The organism is Kribbella caucasensis, assembly GCF_004361855.1.
Taxonomy (GTDB): domain Bacteria; phylum Actinomycetota; class Actinomycetes; order Propionibacteriales; family Kribbellaceae; genus Kribbella; species Kribbella caucasensis.
This window is the reverse complement of record NZ_SNWQ01000018.1, coordinates 151,939-177,076: the sequence shown is the minus strand read 5'-3', so window position 1 is coordinate 177,076 and position 25,138 is coordinate 151,939. Positions and strand designations below refer to the sequence as shown.

The 25,138-nt window shown below is 68.6% G+C and carries 21 protein-coding genes; 10 read left to right on the top strand and 11 right to left on the bottom strand.

All coding sequences use genetic code 11. The annotated features are described in order from the left end of the window. Nucleotides 1-608: 608 nt before the first annotated feature. A complete protein-coding gene (locus EV643_RS44350) occupies nt 609-2,768 on the bottom strand; it encodes an HNH endonuclease signature motif containing protein (RefSeq protein WP_166665646.1) in 2,160 nt (719 codons plus the stop codon). Between the two features lie 263 nt (nt 2,769-3,031). Here EV643_RS44350 and EV643_RS31515 point away from each other — a divergent pair, with 263 nt between their 5' ends. Further along, the gene (locus tag EV643_RS31515) at nt 3,032-3,226 is read left to right on the top strand and encodes a helix-hairpin-helix domain-containing protein (RefSeq protein WP_238165922.1); all 195 of its coding nucleotides are present in this window, start codon (nt 3,032-3,034) and stop codon (nt 3,224-3,226) included. Between the two features lie 40 nt (nt 3,227-3,266). On the opposite strand, the gene EV643_RS31510 is transcribed toward EV643_RS31515, so the two are convergent. From EV643_RS31510 to EV643_RS47030, 3 genes are read right to left on the bottom strand one after another with little or no spacing between them, the layout of a single operon-like run. Continuing rightward, on the bottom strand, nt 3,267-3,599 hold the full coding sequence (locus EV643_RS31510; RefSeq protein WP_133803819.1) for a branched-chain amino acid transporter permease: 333 nt from the start codon (nt 3,597-3,599) through the stop codon (nt 3,267-3,269). Continuing rightward, a complete protein-coding gene (locus EV643_RS31505) occupies nt 3,592-3,873 on the bottom strand; it encodes an AzlC family ABC transporter permease (protein WP_166665645.1) in 282 nt (93 codons plus the stop codon). Before EV643_RS31505 ends, EV643_RS31510 begins: the two co-directional genes overlap by 8 nt. Then, on the bottom strand, nt 3,810-3,971 hold the full coding sequence (locus EV643_RS47030) for an ABC transporter permease family protein (RefSeq protein WP_370452410.1): 162 nt from the start codon (nt 3,969-3,971) through the stop codon (nt 3,810-3,812). Before EV643_RS47030 ends, EV643_RS31505 begins: the two co-directional genes overlap by 64 nt. Here EV643_RS47030 and EV643_RS31500 point away from each other — a divergent pair. After that, complete coding sequence (locus tag EV643_RS31500; RefSeq protein WP_202869842.1) at nt 3,906-4,298, top strand: Lrp/AsnC family transcriptional regulator; 393 nt, start codon at nt 3,906-3,908, stop codon at nt 4,296-4,298. The two genes, EV643_RS47030 and EV643_RS31500, sit on opposite strands and share 66 nt — an antisense overlap. On the opposite strand, the gene EV643_RS31495 is transcribed toward EV643_RS31500, so the two are convergent. From EV643_RS31495 to lpdA, 3 genes are all read right to left on the bottom strand, one after another. After that, nucleotides 4,285-5,178 (bottom strand): TIGR01777 family oxidoreductase, encoded by an 894-nt coding sequence (locus EV643_RS31495; protein WP_133803816.1) that lies wholly within the window; start codon nt 5,176-5,178, stop codon nt 4,285-4,287. The genes EV643_RS31500 and EV643_RS31495 overlap by 14 nt on opposite strands. A gap of 140 nt (nt 5,179-5,318) precedes the next feature. Beyond that, nucleotides 5,319-7,220, bottom strand: coding sequence for a 2-oxoglutarate dehydrogenase, E2 component, dihydrolipoamide succinyltransferase (gene sucB, locus EV643_RS31490; protein ID WP_133803815.1), 1,902 nt, complete (start codon nt 7,218-7,220; stop codon nt 5,319-5,321). A gap of 93 nt (nt 7,221-7,313) precedes the next feature. Continuing rightward, nucleotides 7,314-8,702 (bottom strand): dihydrolipoyl dehydrogenase, encoded by a 1,389-nt coding sequence (lpdA, locus tag EV643_RS31485; RefSeq protein WP_133803814.1) that lies wholly within the window; start codon nt 8,700-8,702, stop codon nt 7,314-7,316. Between the two features lie 139 nt (nt 8,703-8,841). On the opposite strand from lpdA, the gene EV643_RS31480 reads away from it, so the two are divergent. After that, a complete protein-coding gene (locus tag EV643_RS31480) occupies nt 8,842-9,159 on the top strand; it encodes a hypothetical protein (protein ID WP_133803813.1) in 318 nt (105 codons plus the stop codon). Between the two features lie 28 nt (nt 9,160-9,187). On the opposite strand, the gene EV643_RS31475 is transcribed toward EV643_RS31480, so the two are convergent. After that, the gene (locus EV643_RS31475; protein WP_133803812.1) at nt 9,188-10,681 is read right to left on the bottom strand and encodes a leucyl aminopeptidase; all 1,494 of its coding nucleotides are present in this window, start codon (nt 10,679-10,681) and stop codon (nt 9,188-9,190) included. A 141-nt stretch (nt 10,682-10,822) separates the two neighbouring features. On the opposite strand from EV643_RS31475, the gene gcvT reads away from it, so the two are divergent. From gcvT to EV643_RS31440, 7 genes are all read left to right on the top strand, one after another. Then, nucleotides 10,823-11,920 (top strand): glycine cleavage system aminomethyltransferase GcvT, encoded by a 1,098-nt coding sequence (gcvT, locus tag EV643_RS31470; protein ID WP_133803811.1) that lies wholly within the window; start codon nt 10,823-10,825, stop codon nt 11,918-11,920. 150 nt (nt 11,921-12,070) lie between these two features. Then, nucleotides 12,071-15,094, top strand: coding sequence for an AfsR/SARP family transcriptional regulator (locus tag EV643_RS31465; RefSeq protein WP_133803810.1), 3,024 nt, complete (start codon nt 12,071-12,073; stop codon nt 15,092-15,094). A 372-nt stretch (nt 15,095-15,466) separates the two neighbouring features. Next, nucleotides 15,467-16,474, top strand: a complete 1,008-nt coding sequence (locus EV643_RS31460; protein WP_133803809.1) for an ABC transporter permease — start codon at nt 15,467-15,469, stop codon at nt 16,472-16,474. Between the two features lie 40 nt (nt 16,475-16,514). After that, nucleotides 16,515-18,272 carry an ABC transporter substrate-binding protein gene (locus EV643_RS31455; protein WP_133803808.1) on the top strand — a complete coding sequence of 586 codons (1,758 nt, stop codon included), beginning with the start codon at nt 16,515-16,517 and terminating at the stop codon, nt 18,270-18,272. Between the two features lie 101 nt (nt 18,273-18,373). Beyond that, nucleotides 18,374-19,366, top strand: a complete 993-nt coding sequence (locus tag EV643_RS31450; protein ID WP_133803807.1) for an ABC transporter permease — start codon at nt 18,374-18,376, stop codon at nt 19,364-19,366. Further along, entirely contained in the window at nt 19,363-20,514 is a 1,152-nt protein-coding gene (locus EV643_RS31445) for an ABC transporter ATP-binding protein (RefSeq protein WP_370452408.1), read from the top strand. The genes EV643_RS31450 and EV643_RS31445 overlap by 4 nt, the downstream gene beginning before the upstream one ends. Nucleotides 20,515-20,541: 27 nt before the next feature. Further along, on the top strand, nt 20,542-21,600 hold the full coding sequence (locus tag EV643_RS31440; RefSeq protein WP_133803806.1) for an ABC transporter ATP-binding protein: 1,059 nt from the start codon (nt 20,542-20,544) through the stop codon (nt 21,598-21,600). 53 nt (nt 21,601-21,653) lie between these two features. Here the strand turns inward: EV643_RS31440 and EV643_RS31435 are convergent, their stop codons facing one another. From EV643_RS31435 to EV643_RS31425, 3 genes are all read right to left on the bottom strand, one after another. Further along, nucleotides 21,654-22,877, bottom strand: a complete 1,224-nt coding sequence (locus tag EV643_RS31435) for a low temperature requirement protein A (RefSeq protein ID WP_133803805.1) — start codon at nt 22,875-22,877, stop codon at nt 21,654-21,656. Nucleotides 22,878-23,019: 142 nt separating this feature from the next. Next, complete coding sequence (locus EV643_RS31430; RefSeq protein WP_133803804.1) at nt 23,020-24,327, bottom strand: sugar ABC transporter permease; 1,308 nt, start codon at nt 24,325-24,327, stop codon at nt 23,020-23,022. After that, a complete protein-coding gene (locus EV643_RS31425) occupies nt 24,324-25,133 on the bottom strand; it encodes an ATP-binding cassette domain-containing protein (protein ID WP_202869841.1) in 810 nt (269 codons plus the stop codon). Before EV643_RS31425 ends, EV643_RS31430 begins: the two co-directional genes overlap by 4 nt. Between the last annotated feature and the right edge of the window lie 5 nt (nt 25,134-25,138).

The following is a 25,138-nucleotide window of genomic DNA, read 5'->3' as shown; positions in this document are numbered from 1 at the left end:
CAGGCCCCTCAGCCAGGGCGGCCGCCAGACGATCCGCCCCACCACGAGCCGACCACCAGCGGTCGCCGCGTCCTCCCGCGCCGGCCGAGAGGATAGTCGTGCAGCCGACAGGAGTCGTCGCGCACCGGCCGACGGGCGATCGCATACCGGCCGATACGCGGTCGCATACCGGCCGATAGGCAGTCGCATACCGGCCTACGGGGCGTACTGCTCCCAAGGGCGGCTCTCCATGCCTGAAGCCCACGAGCGAAAGCGCCTCGACCGCCGACCAGCTGCCGATCACCTGCTGTCCGTCTGCACGCCAGCCCTGGTGGGAACGCAGTACACCCGAGACTGCAAGTCCCTCGGGCTGCCGCGGTCGGTGCGGGTTGGTGCGCAGACGGCCCGGGGCGATCACATCCACCGCCCCGGAGGCACCGTCAGCGACACAGTCCCCATCAGGTGCACTTCCATGAGCTGGACTTACACTGAACGTCTTACAGTCCCCTGCGCTTCGGCGAACGTGGTGGAGCAGTCCTTTGCCGCCCTCGCGCCCTGCAGATGTCGCAGTGAGCGACTCACGGTGTTTCGGTGGCGGCCGTCGGGCTCGCGGTCGGAGCGGGCTTCCGCTATGACGGTGGGCCGTTCAACGGTGGGTTGGCCGACGGTGGGCTGGCCGACGTCGGATCAGAGGGCCCGTTCTCGCGGTAGCGCCTGCCGGTGGGGCTGATCCAGGTGTGGGTGCCGTCGGGGTGTTGGTGGATCTTCCAGCCGCCTTCGTGCTTGAGGCGGTGGTGGTGCCGGCACAGGCACTGCAGGTTGTCCGCGGTGGTGCGCCCACCGGCGGCGAAGGCGACGCGGTGGTCCAGGTCGGTGAACTCGGCCGGCCGGTTGCAGCCGGGGAAGCGACAGGTGCGATCCCGGAGCCGGACATACCGGTCCAGCGCAGCCGACGGGGTGTATCGATCCGGATCACTGTCGGGTGGCTGGTCGGTGACCCGAATATCGAGCCGGGAGCCGCCCCGGCCAGATGGTGGTCCGGCACCGGCACCGGCACCGGCACCGGCACCCGCTCCGGCACCGGCTCTGGCTCCTCCGGCCCCCGCACTCGCACCGGCTCCGGTACCGGCTCTGGCTCCGGTGGCGGCGTCGGCGAGGTTCGGTAGGAGGGTGTCGGTGAGGGCTTTGAGGAGGTGTTTGCGGAGCGAGTTCTGCGGGATCGGTCCGTAGTGTTCGGCCTCGCCGCCGGTGCCTGCTTCTCCGTTGATCAGGGCCCGGAGTTCGGCGCCGGTGGCGTGGATGACCACCATCGCATCGGCCCCATGAGACGCCCCGCCCAACTCATCCGCATCGTCGCCAGCGAACGGAACCCCGAAGTCCCCAGACACCGAACCCTCCCGGTCGCTGTCCCGGAAGGCGCTCCCATCCCAGCCCGCCGAGGCGCTCTCGCCACCATCCCCCGAAGTGCGGCCACCGCGATCCTCGGGGCTGCTCCCATCCCGGTCCACCGAAGGGTTCCCGCCGCGATCTGCCGAAGTACGCCCGTCACGGTCCGCGCAGGCTCTGCCGTCCCGGTCCGCCGAAGTGTTCCCGGCGCGGTCGGCGGAGGTGTTCCAGTCCCCACCGGTGGTACCGGCGCCCGTCGTACCGCGGTCGTGGTCGGGGTCGTCGCAGTCGCGCGGGCTGTGGCTGGGCGCGCCGGTCGCGTCATCGGCGGCCGAGTGGGCGGAAGTGTTGGCGGTGGTGTTGGCGGAGGCAGAGGCGGTGTCGGGGTGGGCGTTGGTGGTGTTGGCGGAGCCGGTCGCCTCGGCGGGATCGGCGGTGCTATCGGGGTCGGTGGGGGTGGTGGTGGGTTGTTTGGTGCGGGGGAGGAGGCGGTTCCGGGCGATGTCGGCGCGGAGTTGGTCCAGGGTGCGGGGGTCGCCGTTGCGGCGGCGGCGGACGGCGGCGCGGGACAGGCTGGTCATGATGGTGGCGGCGTCGAGGGCGTCTTGGGTGTGGATGAGGGCGGCGGTGCCGTGGTCGTCGGGGTGCATCCGGACGGAGCGTTCGTCCAGGGCGCGTTTGTGGGCCTTGTCGGTGGCGGCCGGGGACCGGCGGGCGACGATGGTCTGGGCGGCCTGCCGGATCCCTTGCAGCGGGTGTTTGCGGGCCCAGGTGAGGATCTCGGCCTCGGCGGCGCGGAGGTCGTCCAGGTCGTCCAGGACCGACAGTTCGGCCACGATGGTGAACGCGGCCCGTTCGGTCAGGTCGCCCTCGAGCAACGCGTGCCAGGTGGCGGGGAAGTTGTGGACCAGCTCGCACGAGGTGTGGATCCGGCGGGTCGCGGCACCGCGGTGCAGGTTCAACACCAGGCCGATCTCGTCGGACACCGACCGCAGATCACCCGCGTGCCAGCGGCGTTCGCCGGGGGCAGCATCGCGGTCGCCGGGTTCGGGGTGGCGGTGGCCGAGGTCGGCCGAGATCCCGTGCAGAGTCTGGTCGAAGCCGGCGATCGCTTCGGCCTTCAACGCGGCCAGCCGGGCTTCGAGCCGGGTGATGGCATCGACCCGGTCCAGCCAGCCGCCGTCGGTCAACTGCGTGGTGTCCTGGGAAACCACCGCGTCATACAGCGCAGAACCGCCAGCAGGATCATCCTCCACGTCGAACCGGCCCAAGACGCCGTGTTTGGCGATGGTGGTGTCGCTTAGAGGGGACGTGTTGTCGGGGTTGTGGGGTGAGCGGTCGGCCTGGCCCGGGGGTGGGCGCAGGGCTGCGTCCTCGGGGTGGGTGGCCAGGCATTCGCTCATGAGTCGAGCATATGTTCGACTACACTGCGAATCAAATCAGGCACGGATAGCGAGATCTATGGCTAGGCAAGACACCAGGGATCCAACAACCGGCTGGGTCGTCCCGGTCGGGGGGTCGGATGACGGGGGCGTGGGGGGTCGGCTGATGGATGCTTAGAGTCGGTGCATCGACGGCGTACCGCGACCTGGTTGGTGCCGGGTTCGCGGTGAGGACAGGCCCGGCACGCGGAGGAAGGATTCGGATGGTTGCTGAGGATGCTTCGGTGTCTACGGAGTTTCCGCGGGAGATCGGGAGGACGGCTCGGCGGGTGCTGGCCCTCAACGGGTTCACGCGGTACGAGCAGTTGACGAAGGTGTCGGCGAAGGAGCTGCTCAAGATCCACGGGGTTGGGCCGAAGGCGGTGCGGATTCTTGGCGTGGAACTTGCCACCCGGGGAATGAACTTCGCGAACTACTGAGGGCGTTCCTGACGGGTACTCGGCCGAGGGGCTGCGGTGGTCAGTGGGCGAAGAGGGTGCTGGCGAGGACTACGTGGACGCTGGTGCCGGCGAGGATGCCGAGGAGGGCGCTGCGGCGCCACAGGTGTAGGCCGATGGTGACTGCCAGGGCGAGCAGCGGGGGGAGTAGGTGTGCGGGGGTGGTCAGTGGCAGGTCGCGTAGGCAGTACGCGAAGAGGATCACCATGACGCCGGCCGGCATGCGGGTGCTGAGGTAGTCGACGGTGTTGCTGGCTCGCAACCTGGCCAAGGCGACGAAGGGTGCGGCGCGCAGCGCCCAGGTGACGGCGGCGGAGGCGAGGACTGCGGCGAGCAGATAGCGCGTGTCAGGCACGACTGGCCTTTCGGCTTGCGAGTAGGTGGCGGGCTAGTAGGCCGGTGGCGAAGAGGGCGGTCAGGGCGAAGTCGAGGCCGGTGACGGTGTCGGGGATCAGTCCGCCGAGGAGGGCGCCGGTGGTGGCGCCGCCCACCCAGTACAGGTGCACGAAGGCCTGGAGGTACAGGATGCGGCGGCCTGACCAGGAGTTGGCTTGGTCGGTCGTGGTCAGGGCATACGCCTCGTCGGTGAGGGCGAAGACGCTGTAGGTCCTGGCTGGGCGGCCACGCACACGGTGCAGGGGAAAGACAGTCCGTAGAAGACGTGCCGGACGTTGACCAGGAACGCGGTCATCGCGATCGCCGCGACCGGGGCGACCGCAGTGACCAGGCCGACGTGCAGGAATTCGAACGAGCCGGCGTAGATGACGGCGGTGTCATCGACCCCGCCGCGATCGGCCGCGGGCTGGAGGTTCTGATCGATGTGGAGATCTCGGCGACCGACCTGAAGACCGTGCAGGAGTTCGAGACCACTGTGGCCGGCTATGACGAGGTCATTGAGTTCCGCCGGATGTTCGGTCGTCCCGACTACTTCGTTCGGGTCGCGGTCGCCGACGCCGCGACGTACGAGGACTTCGTCAGCGGGAAGCTCATCGGGCTGCCTGGTGTGCTGCGGACGGAGTCGCACTTGACCATGAAGAGGATCAAGGCCGACTGAGGGCTGCGGCCAGGGCTTCGGGGGCGGTGGGGTGGGTGAAGGTGAAGCCGTCGGATTGGAGCTTTTGGGGCAGGGCTCGGTTGCTGCCGATGAGTTCCCACGCGAACTCGCCCAGCACGGTCTTCAGGACGAAGGACGGGATGGGGACGAGGGCCGGGCGGTGCAGGGCCGCAGCGAGGGCCTTGGTGAAGTCGCGGTTCGTGATTGGGGTGGGGAGGGCGACGTTGACGGGGCCGGCGACGGTGTCGTGTTCGGCGACGTAGCGGACGACGCGGAGCCAGTCGGTGAGGGAGACGACCGGGAAGTACTGCGTGCCGGGGCCGAGGCGGCCGCCGACGCCGAGGCGGAACGGGAGGGAGAGGAGCTGGAACGCGGGAGCTGATCGATCCAGGACCACGCCGGTGCGGAGGGTGGCGACTCGGCAGCCTGCATGGCGGGCTGGGTCGGCGGCGCCTTCCCACAGGCGGACGACGTCGGCGAGGAAACCGTCGCCGAGGTCGGAGTCCTCGGTGAGGACGCGGTCGCCGCAGTCCTTGCCGTAGCCGCCGACGCCGCTCTGCGTGATGAACACCGGTGGGCGCTCGAGTTGGGCGGCGGCCTCAGCGAGCGTGGCCGTCGTACTGACGCGGCTCTCGCGGATCTTGTTCCGGTACGTCGGGGTCCAGGGGCGGCCCACATTCGCGCCGGCCAGGTTGACGAGTACGTCGGGGTCGCCGAGTGCGGCTAGATCGAGGGTGCCGGTCGCCGGGTCCCAGCGGATTTCGCCGGGCTGCTCGGGTTCGCGGCGGACCAGCCGGATGACCTCGTGGCCGTCGGCGATCAGATCACGGGCGAGTGCGCGACCGAGGAATCCGGACGAACCACCGAGCACGTACTTCATCGTCAGGTCCTCCGCGGATCAGTGTGCCCGGTACGCCGATGGTGGTGGCCGGGGGCAACGGGTGGGGTCAAGCACCGATCCGCCGAGAATGAGGTCCTCGGCGGATCGGGTGGAGCGGGTGTTGAGTTGAGCGAGGTGGATCAGACGTCGAACTGGGCTTCTTCGAGGCGCTGCTTGACGGCGGTCAGGTAGCGGGCCGCGTCGGCGCCGTCGACCAGGCGGTGGTCGTAGGTGAGGGCCAGGTAGACCATCTGCCGGATCGCGATCGTCTCACCGAGTTCGGGGTGGGTGATCACGACCGGACGCTTGACGACCGCGCCGGTGCCGAGCATGCCGACCTGAGGCTGGTTCAGGATCGGGGTGTCGAACAGGGCGCCGCGGCTGCCGGTGTTGGTGATGGTGAAGGTGCCGCCGGCCATCTCATCGGGCAGCACCTTGTTGTTGCGGGTGCGGTCGGCGAGGTCGGCGATCTTCTTCGCCAGGCCGGCGATGTTCAGGTCGCCGGCGTTGTGCACGACCGGGACCATCAGGCCCTTCTCGGCGTCGACCGCGATGCCCAGGTGCTCGGCGGCGTGGTACGTCACCTCGCCCTTCTCGTCGTCGATCGAGGCGTTCAGCTTCGGGTACTGCTTCAGCGCGTCGACCGCGGCGAGTGCGAAGAACGGCAGGAACGACAGCTTGACGCCCTCGCGCGCCTCGAACTCGGCCTTCTTCGCGGTCCGCAGCTTGGCCACCTCGGTGATGTCGACCTCGACGACCGTGGTCAGCTGCGCCGAGACCTTCAGCGAGTTGACCATGTGGTTCGCGATCGCCTTGCGGATCCGGCTCATCTTCTCGGTGGTACCGCGCAGGGGGCTGATCACCGGGGCCGACGTGGCGGGGGCGGTCGCGGCGGCGGCCGGGGCGGCTGGGGCGGAGGCAGCGGCAGCCTTCCTGGCTTCGGCGGCGGCGATGACGTCCTGCTTGCGGATGCGGCCGCCGACGCCGGTGCCTTGTACGGCGGCGAGGTCGACCTGGTGCTCGGCGGCGAGCTTGCGGACCAGGGGGGTCACGTAGTTCGGGCCGTCGGAGGAGGAGCCGTTCGGCGAGGTCGCCGGGGCAGCGGGAGCCGGGGGCGCGGCGGGGGCAGCGGCCGGGGCCTGCGCGGCGGGCTGGGCCGGAGCGGCCTGCGGCGTGGGGGCCGCGGCGGGAGCCGGAGCAGCGGACGGAGCCGGAGCAGCAGCTGGGGCCGGGGCGGCGGCTGGGGCCGGAGCAGCGGCCGGTGCCGGAGCGGCAGCAGCCGGAGCGGGTGCGGCAGGAGCCGCCGCGGGAGCCGGTGCGGCGGCGCCGGAGCCTACGATGGCGAGTTCGGCGCCGACCTCGACGGTCTCGTCTTCGGCGACCTTGATCTCGAGGAGTTTGCCGGCGACGGGGGACGGGATCTCGGTGTCGACCTTGTCTGTGGAGACCTCGAGGAGCGGCTCGTCTACCGCTACGTCGTCGCCGACCTGCTTCAGCCAGCGGGTGACTGTGCCCTCGGTGACGCTCTCGCCCAACGCGGGCAGCGTCACCGGCGTACCGGAAGTGCCGCCGGCCGAGCCGGATTCGCCGGCCGAGGCGGCCGGGGCCTGTTCCGCGGGGGAGGACTGCGGGGCAGGGGCACCTTTGGCGGGCGCCTGCTCCGCGGCGGGCGCGGCCTGCGCCTCGGCGGCCGGCGCTTGCTCAGCAGGGGCGGCCTCGGCTGGGGCCTGCTCCGCGGGAGCAGCTTCGGCGGGAGCAGCCTCGGCGGTCTCTGCGGGGGCGGAGGAGCCGCCGGTGCTTTCGCCGGCGTCGCCGATGACGGCCAGTTCGGCGCCGACCTCGACGGTCTCGTCCTCTGCGGCCTTGATCTCCAGGAGGGTGCCGGCTACCGGGGACGGGATCTCGGTGTCGACCTTGTCGGTCGAGACCTCCAGCAGGGGCTCGTCGACGGCAACCGTGTCGCCGACCTGCTTGAGCCAGCGGGTGACGGTTCCTTCGGTGACGCTCTCCCCGAGGGCCGGCAGGGATACAGAGGTCGGCATGACGGTCGTTGCTCCTTCGTCTGATCGGTCTCGGGTCAGCCTACGGTGCCGCCAGAGCGAGCGGCGGACCCGCCCATCCCGGCAGCCTCAAACTTACTCGTGGAAGTGCAGGGGTTTTCCGGCCAGCGCCAGATGCGCCTCGCCGAGGGCCTCGTTCTGGGTCGGATGCGCGTGCACCAGCGGCGCGACGTCGGCCGGGAACGCCTCCCAGTTGTAGATCAGCTGCGCCTCGCCGATCAGCTCGCCGACCCGGGAACCGACCATGTGCAGGCCGACCACGGCGCCGTCCTTGGCCCGGACCAGCTTGACGAATCCCTGGGTCTTGAGGATCTGGCTCTTGCCGTTGCCGCCGAGGTTGTAGTTGAGGATCTCCACCTCGCCGTACTTGGCGCGAGCCTGCTCCTCGGTCAGGCCGACGGAGGCCACCTCGGGTTCGGAATACGTGACCCGCGGGATGCCGTCTTCGTCGATCGGGGTCGGGTTGAGCCCGGCGATGTGCTCGGCGACGAAGATGCCCTGCTGGAAACCGCGGTGCGCGAGCTGCAGCCCGGGCACGATGTCGCCGACCGCGTAGACGCCGGGCACGCTGGTCCGCAGGTTCTCGTCGACGGTCACGAAGCCCCGGTCGAGCGCGACGCCGGCCTCCTCGTACCCCAGTCCGCTGGTGTTGGGGCCTCGGCCGACGGCGACCAGGAGCACCTCGGCCTCGATCACGTCACCACCCGCGACGGTGACCTTGACCCCGTTCTCGCCGACCTCGACCGACTCGAACGGCGTACCGGTGCGGAACGCGATCTTCCGCTTCCGGAAGGCCCGCTCGAGGGTCTTGCCGCAGTCCTCGTCCTCGGAAGGCACGAGCCGGGGGAGCGCCTCGACGATCGTCACCTTGGTCCCGAACGAGGTCCACGCACTGGCGAACTCCACCCCGATGACGCCACCGCCGAGCACGACCGCGGACTCCGGCACCCGGTCCAGCGTCAGGGCTTGCTCGCTCGCGATGATCCGCTGTCCGTCGAGCTCCAGCCCCGGCAGCGACTTCGAGTACGAACCGGACGCGAGGATGACGTTCTTACCCGTGTACGTCGTACCGGCGACCTCGACCGTCGTCGGGGAGGTGAGCCGGCCTTCGCCCTCGATCACGGTGATGCCGCGGGACTTGATCTGTCCCTGCAGCCCCTTGTAGAGGCGGTCGACGACGCCGTCCTTGTACTTGTTCACACCGCCCATGTCGACGCCCTCGAGCGTGGTCCGGACCCCGAACTGCTCACCCTCGCGCGCCGAGTCGGCCACCTCGGCCGCGTGCAGCAGCGCCTTGGTGGGGATGCAGCCGCGGTGCAGACAGGTACCGCCCAGCTTGTCCTTCTCGACCAGGGCGACGGACAGACCCAGTACCGCGGCGCGCAGCGCGGCGGCGTACCCACCGCTGCCACCGCCGAGGATCACCAAGTCGTAGGTCTGAGTACTGGCTGCCGTGTTCGTCACAGGTTCCTCCGTGGGCTTCAGGTCGGCGGGCGGCGCCCGGGTCGCGGAACACCGGCCCGGGCGTCATCTTGTCACCGCACCCGCGATCCGTCGCGTCCGGGTTGCTGGAGAACTTGCAGTGATAAGGGACACTTACCTCATGAAGTGGTTCGGTCGCCGGCAGAAGCCGGGCACGATGCGGAGGTCGGATACGCCCGACCAGGCGCACCTGCGGGAGTTCGCTCAGACTCGGCAGGGTGTCGAGGGATTCGTCGAGCCGCGGACGGCGGTGACGGACTACACGCTGCTCCTGGTCGCCATCGACGGCGAGTGGACCCGACGCCGGGTCCCGTCGGTCGAGTGGGCGCACAACTTCGCGAACAAGCTCGGCGTCCCGTCGTACGACGCGGCGGTGGTCGGCTACCCGCCCCGCATGCGCGAGTACAACGCCCGCATGAAGAAGAACGGCCTCGCCTAGCGGCGTGGACCCCGGTGAGGGCCTGCCGTCAGGAGGCGGAGGCGGCGAGTTCCACCAGGGTGCGGACGCTGTAGCCGGTGCCGCCCGTGGGGGTGTAGCCGGATGGGCCGCCGTCGTTGAAGGCCGGGCCGGCCACGTCGAGGTGCACCCAGTCGATGCCGTCAGCAACGAAGTCGCCGAGGAACGCGGCTGCCGCGAGCGCACCGCCCCAGGGCTCGCCGGTGATGTTGGCCAGGTCCGCGACCTTCGAGTGCGAGCGCAGCTTGTCCAGCATCTCGGCCGGGATCGGCAGCGGCCACATCGCCTCACCGGCCGCGAGCGCGGCGTCGACGACCCGGTCCCGGGCGTTGTCGGTGTTGCCGAACGCGCCGGCCACCTTGGTGCCGAGGGCAACGACGCAGGCGCCGGTCAGGGTGGCCACGTCGACGATCAGGTCGGGCTGGTCCTCGGACGCCCGGACCAGCGCGTCGCCGAGGACGAGCCGGCCCTCGGCGTCGGTGTTGAGCACCTCGACCGTCTTCCCGCCGTACATGGTCAGTACGTCGGACGGGCGGGCCGCCGAACCGGACGGCATGTTCTCCGCCATCGCGGCGTAGGTGGTCACCTGGACCGGCAGGCCGAGCCGGGCGATCGCGAGGGTGGCGCCGACCACCGCGGCGGCGCCGGCCATGTCCGCCTTCATGCTGATCATCCCGCTGGCGGTCTTCAGCGACAGGCCGCCGGAGTCGAAGGTGATGCCCTTGCCGACGAAGGCGAGGTGGGTGACCGGCTTCTTCGGGGTGTAGCTGAGCCGGATCAGCCGCGGCGGGTTGTCGGACCCCTGGCCGACGCCGAGGATGCCGCCGAAGCCGCCCTTGGCCAGCGCCTTCTCGTCCAGCACCTCGACCTTGACGCCGTACTCCTTGGCCAGCTTCTGCGCGTGCCCGGCGAACTCCGCGGGGTGCAGGTCGGACGGGGGCATGTTCACCCAGTCGCGCACCTGGTGGACGGCGTCGGCGACGATCTCGGCCCGCTCCAGGGCGGCCTTGGCGTCCTTGTTCCGGGCCAGGTCGGTGAGCACCGTCAGGTTGCCCGGCGCCTCGCTGGTCGCCTCGGACTTGTACGCCGTGAACGAGTACCGGCCGATCAGCGCGCCCTCGGCGATCGCGCGGACGCAGTCGGCGTCCGGGGTCGGCAGCGCGAACGCGACGGACTGGGTGGTCTTGGCAGCACGCACGCCCACGCCGGCCGCGGTCCGCAGGTCCTCGGTCTTCAGCGCGCCGTCCGGGGCGGCGCCGAGGCCGACCGCGATCAGCGTCGCCGACTTGCCGGGCTTCGGGCCGGGCACCTTGGTGACCTCACCGGACTTGCCGGTGGCTCCGAGCCCCGACAGCACCTCCACCAGCCGGCCGTCGTACGCGGCATTCAGCGACTCGGTGCCGGCGGGCAGGGTGACGCCGCCGTCGAGCTTGACCACGCCGATGACGACGACGTCGGTCTTGACGCCCGCGGCATCGGACTTGCTCAGGGTGATGGTGCTCACGAATTCCTCAGTTCTCCTTGACCGGTTGGCAGGTGCCCGGTCGTGACGGTACGTGAATGCTGCCTCCGCATGCTACGCGTCAGGCGCGGGGAGATGCGTGCCACACCGGGCACCAGTGCCCGTTCAGGTAGGTTCCGATTCATGACCAGCTTGAAGAAGTCACCGCTGCACGAGCGGCACGTCGCCCTGGGAGCCAAGTTCGCCGAGTTCGGCGGCTGGGAGATGCCGCTGGAGTACGGCGGTGTCGTGGCCGAGCACACCGCGGTCCGGACCTCCGTCGGGGTGTTCGACGTGAGCCACCTGGGCAAGGCGACCGTCAAGGGGCCGGGCGCGGCGGCGTACGTGAACTCCTGCCTGACGAACGACCTCGGCAAGATCGGACCCGGGCAAGCGCAGTACACATTGTGCTGTGCCGACACCGGTGGCGTGGTGGACGACCTGATCGCCTACCTGCACGCCGACGACGACGTGTTCCTGATCCCGAACGCGGCGAACACCGCAGAGGTGGTCCGCCGGCTGCAGGAGTCCGCGCCCGAGGGCGTCGAGGTGGTCAACCGGCACGACGACTACGCGATCCTGGCCGTGCAGGGGACCCACAGCGATGACGTGGTCGCCGCGATCGGTCTGCCGACCGGACACGACTACATGGCGTTCGCGGTGGCCGACTTCGCCGGTACGCCGGTGGTGGTGTGCCGGACCGGGTACACCGGCGAGCGGGGCTACGAGCTGGTCGTGCCGAACTCCGCGGCGGTCGCCGTGTTCGACGCGATCCTGGCGGCGGGGGAGCAGTTCGGGATCGCCCCGGCCGGTCTGGGCGCGCGGGACACTCTGCGGACCGAGATGGGATACCCGCTGCACGGCCAGGACATTTCGCTGGACATCACGCCGGTGCAGGCCCGGTCCGGTTGGGCCGTGGGCTGGAAGAAGGAGCAGTTCTGGGGCGACCAGGCCCTGCGCGCCGAGAAGGAGGCCGGCCCGGCCCGGATCCTGCGCGGCCTGCGTGCGGTCGGCCGGGGTATCCCGCGGCCTCACATGACTGTTGCGGATGCGGCCGGTACGGCGCTGGGTGAGGTCACCTCCGGCACGTTCTCCCCGACCCTGAAGAAGGGGATCGCCCTGGCCCTGCTCGACGCGACGGTCAAGGAAGGCGACCAGGTGACGGTCGACATCCGGGGCCGGCAGGAGCTGTTCGACGTGGTCAAACCCCCGTTCGTGACGGTCCACGTCCGGGAGAGCTGAGTACCTCTTGTCCGGCGGCGAGCCCTGGCGACGGTCCACCTGACCCGGGGCTCGGTCCGCACCCGCGGCGCCGCAGTACCGCGACAGTGCGCCTGCGGCGCCAGCGAGCTCCCACACCACCCGCGCCCGGGCTGCTGACCCTGCCCGGGCATGGAGAGCAGGCTCGCCACCAAGCCCAGCCCGGCTGCCGCCAGTCCCCACTGTCTTTCCATCAACCGCGTCCTCACTCCTGACGCCGGCAGTCTCCTCACCCCCGGCTCGGACGCACTGGGCCGGCCCAGGAGGCCCCCCGGCCCCAGAAGGCAGACCCAGCGCCGTTGCAGCATGTGGGAACCGTGTTACCCAGCGCCTACCATCGAGCTACGCTGCGGTGTGGAGTTCCGTCTGCTTGGCCCGGTCGAAGTGGTCGAAGATGGCAAAGTTCTGCCGCAAGGCCGACGCCAAGAACGCCTGCTGCTCGCTCTGCTCGCGCTGTCGGCCAACCAGCTGGTCCCGGCCGAGCGCCTGGTAACTCTGCTCTGGGACGATGAACAGCCGCCGCAGCCGCTGCGGACGCTGCAGGTCTATGCGTCGCGAGTGCGAAAGGCTCTGCCGCGGGGAGCCAGTCTGGTGGCACGCGACCAGGGCTACCAGTTGGAGATCGACCCCGAGAGCGTCGACGTTCACCGCTTTCAGCACGCTGTACGGCGCGCGGAACAGGAGCCGGACCCTGCCGCACGCGCAGCCTGCCTTCGAGAAGCGTTGGCGCTCTGGCGAGGTCCGGCGTTGGTGGATGTGGCATCGGAAGAGATCCGGCAGCGGCTCTGTGCCGGCCTCGAAGAGGAGCGGCTGCAGACCCTGGAGTCGAGGATCGAAGCAGACCTTCTGGTCGACTGGAACGAGCAGCTGGTCGCGGAGCTGACCGGGCTGATCGCCGAGCATCCCCTACGGGAGCGGCTGATCGCTTCCCTTGCTCTGGCCCTGTATCGGGCCGGGCGGGCGGCTCACGCTCTGGATGCCATCCGCGCTGCGAAAGAGCGCGCGGCGAAGGATCTCGGCCTGGATCTCGGGCGCCGCCTCCAGGAGCTGGAGCTCGCGATTCTGCAAGGCGATGCCCAATTGCTGGAGCCTGCTGACCCGCGGTCCGGGCGGCCAAGGCCGAGGCAGCTGCCGGCGCCGGTGAGCGGGTTCGTCGGCCGGGTCGAGGTTGCTGATGACCTTGCCGCGCTGCTCACCGATCGGCCAAGCGGCTCTGGAGCGCCGGTCGTCGTGGTCTCCGCGATTGCCGGGATGGGCGGGATCGGCAAGACCGCGCTCGCCGTGGAGGTGGCCCACCGGATCGCGGGCCGTTTCCCGGACGGCCAGCTCTTCCTCGATCTCCGGGGGTTCGGTGCCGCCCCGCCGATGGCCGCTGCAGAGGCGCTGGGGATCCTGCTCCGCAGCTTGGGGCTGGCGGATGGGGACGTGCCGGGTGATCCGGCCGAGGCGGCGACGCTCTATCGATCGCTGGTCGCAGACAGGCGGATTCTGATCGTCCTCGACAACGCCCAGGACGCTGTGGTCGTCGAACAGCTGCTTCCAGGCGCCGGCAGCAGCGCGGTCATCGTGACGAGCAGAACCCAGTTCAATCAGCTGGATACCGCGCGGTCCCTGCTACTCGACGCACTCACCGACGAAGAGGCGTTGACTCTGCTCCGGCAGCTTGCGGGCGGTGCCCGGGTCGATCGGGAACCGGAGGCGGCCGGGGCGATCCTGAGGGCCTGCGGCAACCTTCCGTTGGCGGTCCGCGTCGCCGGCGCACGGCTGGCGGCCCGGCCTTCCTGGCCGATCAGTCATCTGGCTGACAGGATCGCTGATCACCGTCGGCGTCTTGATCAGCTGGGCCTTCGCCGAAACGGCGTACGGGCCGTCTTCGCGAGCTCACTGGAGCAGTTGCAGGCATCTGACGACCCGGAGGATCGACAAGCGGCCTGGACCTTCGCTCGGCTGGGTATCCCGGACAGTCCACGGATCCGCGTGGTGGAAGCGGGTCGACTGCTCGAGCTTCCTGAGTTCGATGCCGAGCTGTTGCTGGAACGCCTGGTCGACGCCCAGTTGCTGGGTACGACCTCACCGGGCGTCTACCGGCTGCATGACCTGCTGTGGGCCTTCGCCAACGAACAGGCCGAGGCGCTGTTCGACAGCGACGACCGTGAACTCGCACTCCGCCGGCTGCTGAGCCTCTACGCGTCCGTCGCGTGGCGATCGGTCGCGGTCCGCAACGCCCGCGCAGTCAGGCTCGACTGGGCAGTAGAGCACTGGAAGGACGAGACAGACCTCACCGAACCCACCGGCGAACGGACATTCGGGTGGCTCGACGAGGCGAAACCACAGATGCTTGCTGTCGCGTTCCAAGGAACACATGTGTCGGCCGCGACTCGCGCATCGGCACTGTCATTGGCCATCGGTCTGGGCACTTACAACTTCTCCCGCGAATGCTGGGCCGACCTCATCAGCCTGAACCGAGTGGCCGAGCGCATCGCGCTGGAGATCGGCGATTCGTTCGCGGCCGGTCTGCTGCTTCAGGACCTGAGCGTCGGTCTGGGCGGCGTCGGGGACGCCGATGGAGCGCTCGGAGCCTTCGAGTCCGCCCTCGAACACCTGCGCCGGGCTCAGGTCCCTCGTGCGGAGCTGCTGGCCTTGACGAACTTCACTGCCTCTTTGTTCGCGACTGGGCGCTACGAAGAAAGTGTGGTGTACGGCAAACAAGCTCTCGACTTGGTCGAGGACGTGGCCGAGGACGCCCTCATCGGTGGCGTGAACCTCGCCCTGGGCCGAAGCTACGAGTCAATGGGCGCCCTGGAAGCCGCACGGCATCATTTCGAGGAAGCATTGCGCGCGGCCCACCGCACTGGCGAGCAGTGGCGTCTGGCTTTCATCCTCGGCGAGCTCGGTGTTCTGGATCACCGCGCGGGCCGGCTTCAGGAGGCCATCAGCAAACTTCGGCGTTGTGTCGACATCTACGAAGGCCTGAGCCAGCGCGACGACATGGCCGCATCCGAAGGAGAGCTGGGCGAAGCGCTGCTGGACAATGGCGAGCCCGCCGAAGCGGTCCGATACCTCAGGAACGGCTTGAACGCGGCTGTGCGGATCGGCGACGGCGAACGAGCGGCGGTTCTGCGAGAGCGCCTCGAGCAAGCCGAGGCAGCGCTGTAGCTGGGACCGGGCTCTCGAGATTACCCAGCGTGATCTTCGACGGAGGGCGCAATTTCCTGCACGGTCAGTGACAATTTGGCACAAAATGGCCATTGACGGTGCTGTGCCGACGCAATTTGTGGATGAATGACTGCGGAACGTAAGCATTGGCGCCGAATGTTCTGCCGAATTATGCGTTCCGGTAACGATTTGTACTCTGCCGCCGGAAGCGGCTGGCACCGTCCCGAAGTGTCAGGCAGGCTAGCGCGCGGCTGTGGCGGACCTCCGTGTCAACGGGATTTGACGGGAGTTACCCACAAGGCGAAGCTCGGCACGATCTACAGACCGTTGCCGGACCCGATGAACCTGGCTGACAGAGCTGACGGAGCGCGAATGAGTATCGGTTTGCCCGACTCGACCGTAGGTGTCGAGGACCACCCGGCGTCGGCAGAGCCGGTTCGGGACTCCGCTGTCCCGCACGGCAAATCCCCGACCCGGATCGCGATGGACCGGCTCCGCAAGGACAAAGTCGCCGTCGTGTGCGCGGCTGTCGTGCTGTTCTTCATCCTGATCGCGATCTTCGCCCCGCTGCTGGCCAAATTGGAGGGCGCCGACATCGGCACCTTCCACCCGGAGCTCGTCGACGAGTACGGCTTCCCGACCTTCGTGGCGAACGCCGAGCACTGGTTCGGTGTCGAGCCGAAGACCGGGCGGGACAACTTCGCCCGTTGGGTCTACGGCGCTCGTCCGTCGTTGATCGTCGCCTTCGTCGCGACCGCGGTCGGCACCCTCGTCGGTGTCGTGATGGGTCTGCTGGCCGGCTTCATCGGTGGCTGGGTCGACCGGGTGATCTCCTGGGTCGTCGACTTCGTCCTCAGCCTGCCGTACCTGCTGTTCGCGATCGCGATGGTGCCGATCGTCGAGAGCGTCCGCGGAGGGTCCTTCAACCTCTCGCCGGACGAGCAGGCGTCGACGAGATTCTTCGTCCTGATCTTCGTACTCTCGTTCTTCGGATGGGCCGGTCTGGCCCGCATCATCCGGGGCGAGGTGCTGTCCCTTCGTGAGCGCGAGTTCGTGCTCGCGGCGAAGGCCATCGGAGTGCCGACCAGGCAGGTGCTGTTCAAGGAACTGCTGCCCAACCTGGTCGCGCCGATCGTGATCTCGGCATCACTGTCGCTGCCGGCTTACGTGACCGCGGAAGCGGGTCTGTCCTTCCTCGGCGTCGGTCTGATCGAGCCGATCCCGTCCTGGGGTCAGACGATCGCGACCGCGACCAACTGGTTCAAGGCGGATCCGATCTATCTCTGGCTACCGGTGCTGGGCATCACGGCGCTGGTACTGGCCCTCGCCTTGCTCGGTGACGCCGTGCGCGACGCCTTCGACCCCAAGACTCGCCGGTAGCCCGGCGTTGCCCCAGCGGCAGAAAAGGAGAAACACGACAATGCAGTGGAAACGGATCACCGCTGTTGCGGTGACGGTCATGCTGGCCGTCGCGGCCTGCGGCAGCCCGTCGTCGAACAACAGCAGCGGTAGCGGGAACACGGGCGACGCCGGCACGGCCCAGGAGAAGGCTCTGGACCCGACGCTGAAGGGCCCGGCCCCCGAGGTCGAGGGTGCGAAGAAGGGCGGTACGGTCACCGTCCTGTCTGACGTCACCCCGGACACGTTTGACCCGACGAACACTTACTTCGTCGACGGAAACCAGATCGAAAAGCTGGTCTTCCGCGCGCTGACGCAGTACAAGCTGGACGAGAAGACCCAGAAGCCGACCCTGGTTCCCGACCTCGCCGAGGACCTGGGCACCAAGTCCGCCGATGGCCTGACCTGGACGTTCAAGCTCAAGCAGGGCATCAAGTACATGGACGGCACCCCGGTCAAGGCCGAGGACTACGCCTACGCCATCAAGCGGTCCTTCGCGCACGACCTGTACGACGCCGGTCCGACGTACCAGACCCAGTTCTTCAAGGACGGCGAGAAGTACAAGGGCCCGTACGCGAGCGGCGACAACTACGCCGGGGTCGAGACGCCGGATGGGAGCACGCTGATCATCCACCTGGCGAAGAAGTTCGACGACCTGCCGTTCTACGCGGCGTTCCCGTTGTTCACGCCGATCCCGAAGGCGAAGGACACCAAGAAGCAGTACGACCTGAAGCCGATGGCGACCGGTCCGTACCAGGTCGCGTCGTACACCCCGGGCACCGAGCTGAAGCTCAGCAAGAACCCGAACTGGGACCCGAACACCGACCCGGTGCGGCACCAGTACCCGGACGCCTGGAACTTCAAGTTCGGTCAGGACACGCTCAAGGTGCAGCGCCAGGTGCTGGCCAGCTCCGGTCCGGACGCGAACGCGCTGAACTACTCCGACCTGGACTCCAGCCTCATCCCCGAGGTCAAGGACAAGAGCCAGATCATCACGGGTGGGCAGCCGTGCACCTACGTCTGGGGCCTGGACACCCGGAAGATTCCGATGGAGGTCCGGAAGCTGATCGCCCAGGCGTACCCGTTCGACACCTGGCGCAAGGTCGCCGGTCTGAGCCCGCAAAGCGCGATCCCGGCGTCCACCATCCTGCCGCCGGCCGTTCCCGGCTACAAGAAGTACGAGCTCGAGGGCCTCACCGGCAAGGGCAAGGGCGCGGATGACCCGGCGGTCGCGTCGGAGATCAAGTCGAAGCTGAAGGATCTCGGCAAGGAGAACTTCGAGCTCAGCTGGTACTACTCCAACGACGACAAGATCGCCACCCAGGTCAACCAGCTGCGCACCCAGGTCATGACCGCCGCCGGCTTCAAGGTCAAGGCGATCGGTGTGCCGAAGGCCAAGATCCGCACCATGCGCAACGACCCGAGTGCTCCGGTGAACATCGGCCAGGGCCCGTCGGGTTGGTGCTCCGACTGGCCGTCCGGCACCAGCTGGTACGCCGTTCTGTTCCGGTCCGACGCCGTCGAGCTGAGCAACAGCATCGGCATGCTGCAGGACAAGAAGCTGGACGCCGAGATCGACCGCGTCGGCGCGCTCACCCCGGATGAGCAGCTGAAGGAGTGGATGAAGGTCGACGAGATGATCCTGAAGGACTACCTGCCGGCCATCCCGCTCTACTACACCGCCAGCTACTACCCGGTCGGCAAGAATCTGGGTCACGTCGTCAACGACCCGACCCAGGGCCTGCCGGAGTTCACCTCGATGTACCTGAAGCAGCCCTGATCCGGACTGCCCGCAGTACTTAGCAGTCTGATCATCTGATGGTGGGGTGGTGACCGGACCTCGGTTCGGTCACCACCCCGATCGGTGGAGGAGAAACCCTCGTGCTCTACTTCGTGGCGCGCCGGCTGGTCAGCGCGCTCAGCGTCGTGCTGGTCACGCTGATCGTGACCTTCGCGCTGTTCTTCGTCGCGCCGACAGACCCGGCCGCGTCGATCTGTGGTGATCGCAACTGCACAACAGAGCGATACAACGAAATCAAGGAGAATCTGCACCTCGACCGGCCCAAGGTGCAGCAGTTCGCCGAGTACACGGTGGGCATCTTCGCCGGGCGGACCTTCGAGACGTCCGGCGTGAAGCAGGAGTGCAACGCGCCCTGCCTCGGCTTCTCGTTCAAGAACGACCGGCCGGTCACCGACATGCTGAAGGATCGGTTGCCGGTCACGGTCTCGCTTGTCGCGGGCTACGCGGTGATGGTCCTGACCATTGGTGTCTTCGTGGGCTCGATGGCTGCGAAGAGACGGGGCACACTGGGCGACCGCGCGCTGATGAGCAGCACGCTGATCCTCAGCTCGGTGCCGTACTACATCGTCGCGCTGATGATCTCGCTCTACCTGACGATCCTGTACCCGATCCTGCCGCGTGGTGGCTACACGCCGCTCACGGACAATCCGGGGGCCTGGTTCGCCGGGCTGCTGACCCCCTGGCTGGTGCTCGGCATCTACAACTGCACGCAGTACGCCCGCTACTCGCGCGGCTCGATGGTGGAGACGCTGAGCGAGGACTACATCCGTACCGCCCGGGCGAAGGGCCTGTCGGACCGCGTGGTGACCTACAAGCACGCACTGCGTTCCGGGATGATCCCGGTCATCACGATCTTCGGTCTGGACATCGCCGGCAGCCTGGCCGGCGCTATCTTCACCGAGCGGATCTTCGACCTGCCGGGTCTGGGCAACCTCGTGCTGGAGAGCCTGAACAACTACGACCTGCCGGTGATCATGGGCACCGTCCTGGTCGCCTCGATCATCCTCGTCGCGATGAACTTCCTCGTCGACGTCGCCTACAGCCTGATCGACCCGCGGGTGAGGCTCTCGTGACCACACCCGCCAACGAGCCGAAGGACCTCCAGGACATGACCGGTACCGAGGCGGCCGCCGACGCCAAGCGTGGCCCGTCGATCGCGACCCGGGAACGCCGGCAGGGCTCGATCAACCCGAGCGGCGAGACGCCGTACCTCGAGGTCGAGAACCTGACCGTCAAGTTCCCCACCGCCGACGGCCTGGTCAGCGCGGTGAACGGGCTGAGCTACTCCGTCCCGCTCGGCCGGACACTCGCGATCGTCGGCGAGTCCGGCTCCGGCAAGTCGGTCTCCAGCATGGCCGTGATGGGCCTGCACGACCGGAAGCGGACCCAGATCACCGGCTCGATCCGGCTCGGCGGCGACGAGGTCGTCGGCCTGCCGGAGAACGAGCTGATGAAGATCCGCGGTGACGCGGTCTCGATGGTGTTCCAGGACCCGCAGTCCTCGCTGCACCCGCTCTACACCGTCGGCAACCAGATCGCCGAGGCGTACCTGGTGCACCACAAGGTGTCCAAGGACGTGGCCCGCAAGCGCGCATTGGAGATGCTCGACCTGGTCGGCATCCCGAACCCGCAGCGCCGGTTCAAGCAGTACCCGCACGAGTTCTCCGGCGGTATGCGGCAGCGCGCGATGATCGCGATGGGCCTGGTGAACGACCCGAAGCTGGTGATCGCCGACGAGCCGACCACCGCGCTCGACGTGACCGTCCAGGCGCAGATCCTGGACCTGCTGAACAACCTGCAGAAGGAGTTCGGCTCCGCGATCGTGCTGATCACCCACGATCTCGGTGTGGTCGCCGAGATGGCCGACGACGTACTGGTCATGTACGCCGGTCGCTGCGTCGAGTACGGCACCGCCGAGGACGTACTGGCCCGGCCGCGGATGCCGTACACCTGGGGTCTGCTCGAGTCGATCCCGACAGTCTCGGCCGCGAACGAGCGGCTGCGCCCGATCAAGGGCCTGCCGCCGAGTCTGCTGAACCTGCCCACCGGCTGCTCCTTCAACCCGCGCTGTCCGTACAAGGACCGGGTGAAGGGCGAACGCTGCACCACCGACCTGCCCGAGCTGCTGCCGGTCGACGGCGCCGGCGCGCACACGTCCCGTTGCCACCTGCACGACAAGGCCTCGATCTACGAGGCCGAGGTCGCGCCAAGGCTGGGCTAGGGACTGGGCTGAGGGAGAGAGATGAGCATGACAACACCTGTGCAGGACAACGTTCCGGCCAACGGCTCGGTCACCCCGCTGCTGCAGGTCCGCGACCTCAAGATGCACTTCCCGATCAAGGAGGTGGCCGGTCTCGGCCGGGCCAGGAAGGTGGTCCAGGCCGTCGACGGCGTCAGCTTCGACCTGAAGCCGGGCGCCAGCCTCGGTCTGGTCGGCGAGTCCGGCTGCGGCAAGTCGACCACCGGCCGGATGATCACCCGGCTGCTCACCCCGACCGCGGGCCAGATCCTCTTCAAGGGCACCGACATCGCCCGGCTGAAGGAGAAGGACCTGCGCCCGTTCCGGCGGCAGCTGCAGATCGTCTTCCAGGACCCGTACAGCTCGCTGAACCCGCGCCAGACGGTCAGCAACATCATCAGTACGCCGCTGCGCGTGCACAACCTGGTCAAGAAGGGCAAGGAGCTCGACCGGGTCCAGGAACTGCTCGAGCGGGTCGGTCTCAACCCAGAGCACCACAACCGCTACCCGAACGAGTTCTCCGGCGGTCAGCGCCAGCGGATCGGGATCGCCCGCGCGCTCGCCGTCGAGCCCGAGGTGATCATCGCCGACGAGCCGGTGTCCGCCCTGGACGTGTCCATCCAGGCCCAGGTGATGAACCTGATGGAGGATCTGCGCCGCGACCTCGGCATCGCCTTCGTCTTCATCGCGCACGACCTCGGTGTCGTCCGGCACTTCTGTGACGAAGTCGCGGTGATGTACCTGGGCAAGATCGTCGAGCAGGGCCCGCGGGAGCAGATCTACGGCGCCCCGCAGCACCCCTACACCCAGGCGCTGCTGTCGGCCGCCCCCGACCTCGGCACCATCCGCGGCGTCCCGCCGAAGGAGCGAATCCGCCTGGTAGGCGACGTCCCGTCCCCGATCGACCCACCCAGCGGTTGCCGCTTCCGGACCCGCTGCTGGAAGTCTGAGGACATCTGCGCCACCCAGGAACCCCTGCTGGAGATCAAGCCCCGCTCCGGCAGCGGCCACACGGCCGCCTGCCACTTCGCCGAGCCGAAGGTAGACCTGATCGCCGAAACGGCCTGATCCACCAGCAAAACGAAAGCCCCTGCCGGCCGTGGCAGGGGCTTTCGCTGTTGTCAGGCGGGTGGGCCGTGTGGGCCGTGTTTAAGTGCTTCGCGTTCGCGGGCGTAGTGGACGGATTCGTAGCCGACCAGGATGCCGAGCAGAGCGGTCAGTACCGCGAGTTGGGCGAGGGCCGGTAGTGGAGTGGTGGCGAAAAGGGCGATGACGCCGACAGCGGCCGCGATCAGGCGGGTGATCCCCAACTGATGGATGGTGCGCCATTTGAAGCCGACGTGGCCGAGCAGGTAGAGGATCACGCCGGCGAAGAGGGCGTAGTGGCCGACGCCCTTCAGGGGATCGGAGAGGGTGTGGTGGTCGGTGTCGCCGACGTACTCGAGGACCTTCTTCAGGCCGAGGGCGAGGATGACGATGCCGGCCACCATCGGGAAGTGCAGGAAGGTGTAGGCGTCGCGGGCCAGCCCCGGGCGGGTCTCGGCGGGTTCGGCCGCGAGCGCGTGTTCGCCGTACCGGGTGGCGGCGTCGAAGTAGATCCACCAGAGGGCTGCCGACACGGCCAGGCCGAGGATGGAGGCGGCGATGATCGGCCAGGAGATCGGCAGGTCGGTGACGCCGACGCCGATCGCGACGATGGATTCGCCGAGCGCGATGATGACGATCAGGCCGTGCCGTTCGGCGAAGTGGGTGGCCGAGTTGAACCGCCAGCCGCGGGAGTCGACGAGATAGGTGCCGCCGTAGTCCGCGGCCAGAGCGAGACCCCACAGCAATGTCTGGGTGGTGCCGTCGAACTGCGACGCCACCAGCAGCAGAGTGGTCCCGGCCAGCATCGACGGTGCGAAGCGGATCAGCGTCCGGCGGAGCACTGGGTCCCCGTCGGCGATCAGCCAGAACAGGACCAGGTGCAGCGCCCGGAAGGCGAAGTACGCGAGGGCGATCACCACCGGACCGGGCAGGCCGCCGGGCAGGTCCTCGAACGCCTCCGGGATCGCCAGCGCGATCACGAACAGAGCCGCCATCGCGAGCAGGATGACGCCGCGCACCGAACCCTCGTCGGCCTTGACCACGTTGCAGATCCAGGAGAACCCGATCCAGCTCCACCACAGCAACCCGATCAGCAGTACGCCGCGGAGCGCGCCGGTCCAGGTCAGGTCGTGCGCCATCAGCGCGGTGATCTGGGTCAGGGCGAAGACGAAGACCAGGTCGAAGAAGAGTTCCAGCGTGGTCACCGGCTGGTTCTCGGTTGTCGCTTGCGCCCGGATCGGCGTCCTCCATGTGCTCATGCGGCTCATTCTGCACTCCGCGGGGGACAACGAGACGGGCCGCCGCTTCGGGCGAGGAGCGGCGGCCCGTCGTACCGGGAAGTTGGTGCGGCGGGCTCCCGCCGATGCAGGGGTCGAGACGGGAGCCCACCGGGTCTTCGAGTTACGCCCTTCCGTGTGCCTGCCGGCTGCGGCGGCTGAGCGAGTCGATGGTGACGGCGATCAGCAGGACGCCGGCGGTCACCATGAAGCGGACCGACGAGTCGAGGCTGAGCAGGGCCAGGCCGTTGGAGATCGACATGATCACCAGTGCGCCGAGCAGTGCGGAGTACGCCGATCCGCGGCCGCCGAACAGGCTGGTGCCACCGATCACGGCGGCGGCGATCGCGTTCAGGTTGGTGTCCGCGCCACCGCTGCTCTGGTTCACCGCGACCAGCCGGGCGGCGGCCAGCAGACCGCCGACGGCGGCGAAGGTCGAGCAGGCCGCGAACACGGTCAGGTAGATCATCCGCACGTTGATACCGGCGCGCCGGGCGGCCTCGACGTTGCCGCCGACCGCGACCACCGAGCGGCCCCACCGGGTCCGCCGGATGGCGAAGTCGGTGGCCACCACCATTCCGACGAACAACAGGAACATCGAGGAGACGCCACGGTCCCCGTTCAGCACCAGCACCGGAACCAGCAGGATCACGGCGAGGGCGCCGGCCTTGATCGCGATGATCGACGTCGGCGCGGCCGACAGCCCGGCGGCTGCACGGGCGCCTCGACTGCGCAGCCGGCTGAGGAGGTACACTGCGACGACCACCGCGACCAGCCCGTAGGCCAGCGCGGGGGAGAGGAAGCTGCGGGTGGCGAATCCGACGAGCGCGGAGTCGAACGGCAGGTTGAGCGAACCCTCCTTGCCCAGGACCAGCAGCTGCAGACCGAGGAAACCGAGCAGACCGGCCAGCGTGATGACGAAGCTCGGTACGCCGAACCGGGTGTACAGCGCGCCGTAGAACAACCCGATCACCAGGCCGAGCAGGACGCCGGCGATGAGCGACAGGGCGAGCGGCCAGCCCTGGTTGACGAAGGTGACGCCGAGCACCGCGGCCGACAGCCCGCTGACCGAGCCGACCGACAGGTCGATCTCGCCCAGCAGCAGGACCAGGACGATGCCGATGGCAATGACTCCGACCGAGGTGGTCTGCAGGGTCAGGTTGACCAGGTTGCGGCTGGACAGGAACGAGCTGTTGGCGATCTGGAAGACCGCCCAGATGATGATCAGCCCGACCACGACCGGGACCGAGCCCAGGTCGCCGGACCGGAGCCGGGCGGTGAACGCTTCGACCGCGCCGCTGAACCCGTGGCTGGCGATCAGCCGCTCGTCCTGCAGGTCGGCCGGCAGCTCCGCCGCCGTGCTGCTGTTGTTGTTGCCGTTGCCCGGCACGGTGCTGTCCTGCACTCTGACCCCGGAATCGTCGATGGTCATGATGCGGAACCTTCCTGCTGGGTACGACGCGCCGCGCGTTCGGAGACCGCGTTGTCGGTGGCGCCGGTGATCGCGGCGATGATGTCCTGCGTCCTGGTGTCGCTGACCGTGAAGACCCCGTTGTTGCGGCCGAGGCGGAGTACGGCGACCCGGTCGGCGACTGCCATCACGTCGGCCATGTTGTGACTGATCAGGATGACGGCGAGACCGCGCTCGCGGAGTCGCTCGACCAGGTTGAGCACCTCGGCGGTCTGGGCCACGCCGAGCGCGGCGGTCGGCTCGTCGAGCATCACCACCTTCGGCTGACCGAGCAGGCTGCGGGCGATCGCGACCGTCTGCCGCTGGCCGCCGGACAGGCTGGCCACCGGGATCCGTACCGACGGGATCTTCGCCGACAGCTGCCGGAGCAGTTCCCAGGACGAGCGCTCCATCTCGACCTCGTCGAGGACCCGGCCGGTGCGCAGTTCGCGGCCGAGGTACAGGTTCGCGACCACGTCGAGGTTGTCGCACAGGGCCAGGTCCTGGAAGACCGTGGCGATGCCGAGGTGCTGGGCCTCGGCCGGACTGCCGACCCGGACCTCCCGCCCGTCGAACACCATGGTCCCGTCGTCGGCGGTGTAGACCCCGGCGATGGTCTTCACCAGCGTCGACTTGCCGGCGCCGTTGTCGCCGACCAGGGCGAGCACTTCACCAGCGCGCACGTCCAGGTCGATGTTCTTCAGCGCCTGGACCGCGCCGAAGCGCTTGGAGACGCCCCGCAGTTCCAGCACGGTGCTGGTCGTCACGGGAGCGGGAGTGACAGTCATCGATT

Coding starts and splice junctions, on each gene's coding strand:
- EV643_RS44350 (WP_166665646.1), bottom strand. CDS start 2,768: ATGAGCGAATGCCTGGCCACCCACCCCGAGGACGCAGCCCTGCGCCCA.
- EV643_RS31495 (WP_133803816.1), bottom strand. CDS start 5,178: ATGAAGTACGTGCTCGGTGGTTCGTCCGGATTCCTCGGTCGCGCACTC.
- sucB (WP_133803815.1), bottom strand. CDS start 7,220: ATGCCGACCTCTGTATCCCTGCCGGCCCTCGGGGAGAGCGTCACCGAA.
- EV643_RS31480 (WP_133803813.1), top strand. CDS start 8,842: ATGAAGTGGTTCGGTCGCCGGCAGAAGCCGGGCACGATGCGGAGGTCG.
- gcvT (WP_133803811.1), top strand. CDS start 10,823: ATGACCAGCTTGAAGAAGTCACCGCTGCACGAGCGGCACGTCGCCCTG.
- EV643_RS31465 (WP_133803810.1), top strand. CDS start 12,071: ATGGAGAGCAGGCTCGCCACCAAGCCCAGCCCGGCTGCCGCCAGTCCC.
- EV643_RS31460 (WP_133803809.1), top strand. CDS start 15,467: ATGAGTATCGGTTTGCCCGACTCGACCGTAGGTGTCGAGGACCACCCG.
- EV643_RS31455 (WP_133803808.1), top strand. CDS start 16,515: ATGCAGTGGAAACGGATCACCGCTGTTGCGGTGACGGTCATGCTGGCC.
- EV643_RS31440 (WP_133803806.1), top strand. CDS start 20,542: ATGACAACACCTGTGCAGGACAACGTTCCGGCCAACGGCTCGGTCACC.
- EV643_RS31435 (WP_133803805.1), bottom strand. CDS start 22,877: ATGAGCACATGGAGGACGCCGATCCGGGCGCAAGCGACAACCGAGAAC.
- EV643_RS31430 (WP_133803804.1), bottom strand. CDS start 24,327: ATGACCATCGACGATTCCGGGGTCAGAGTGCAGGACAGCACCGTGCCG.
- EV643_RS31425 (WP_202869841.1), bottom strand. CDS start 25,133: ATGACTGTCACTCCCGCTCCCGTGACGACCAGCACCGTGCTGGAACTG.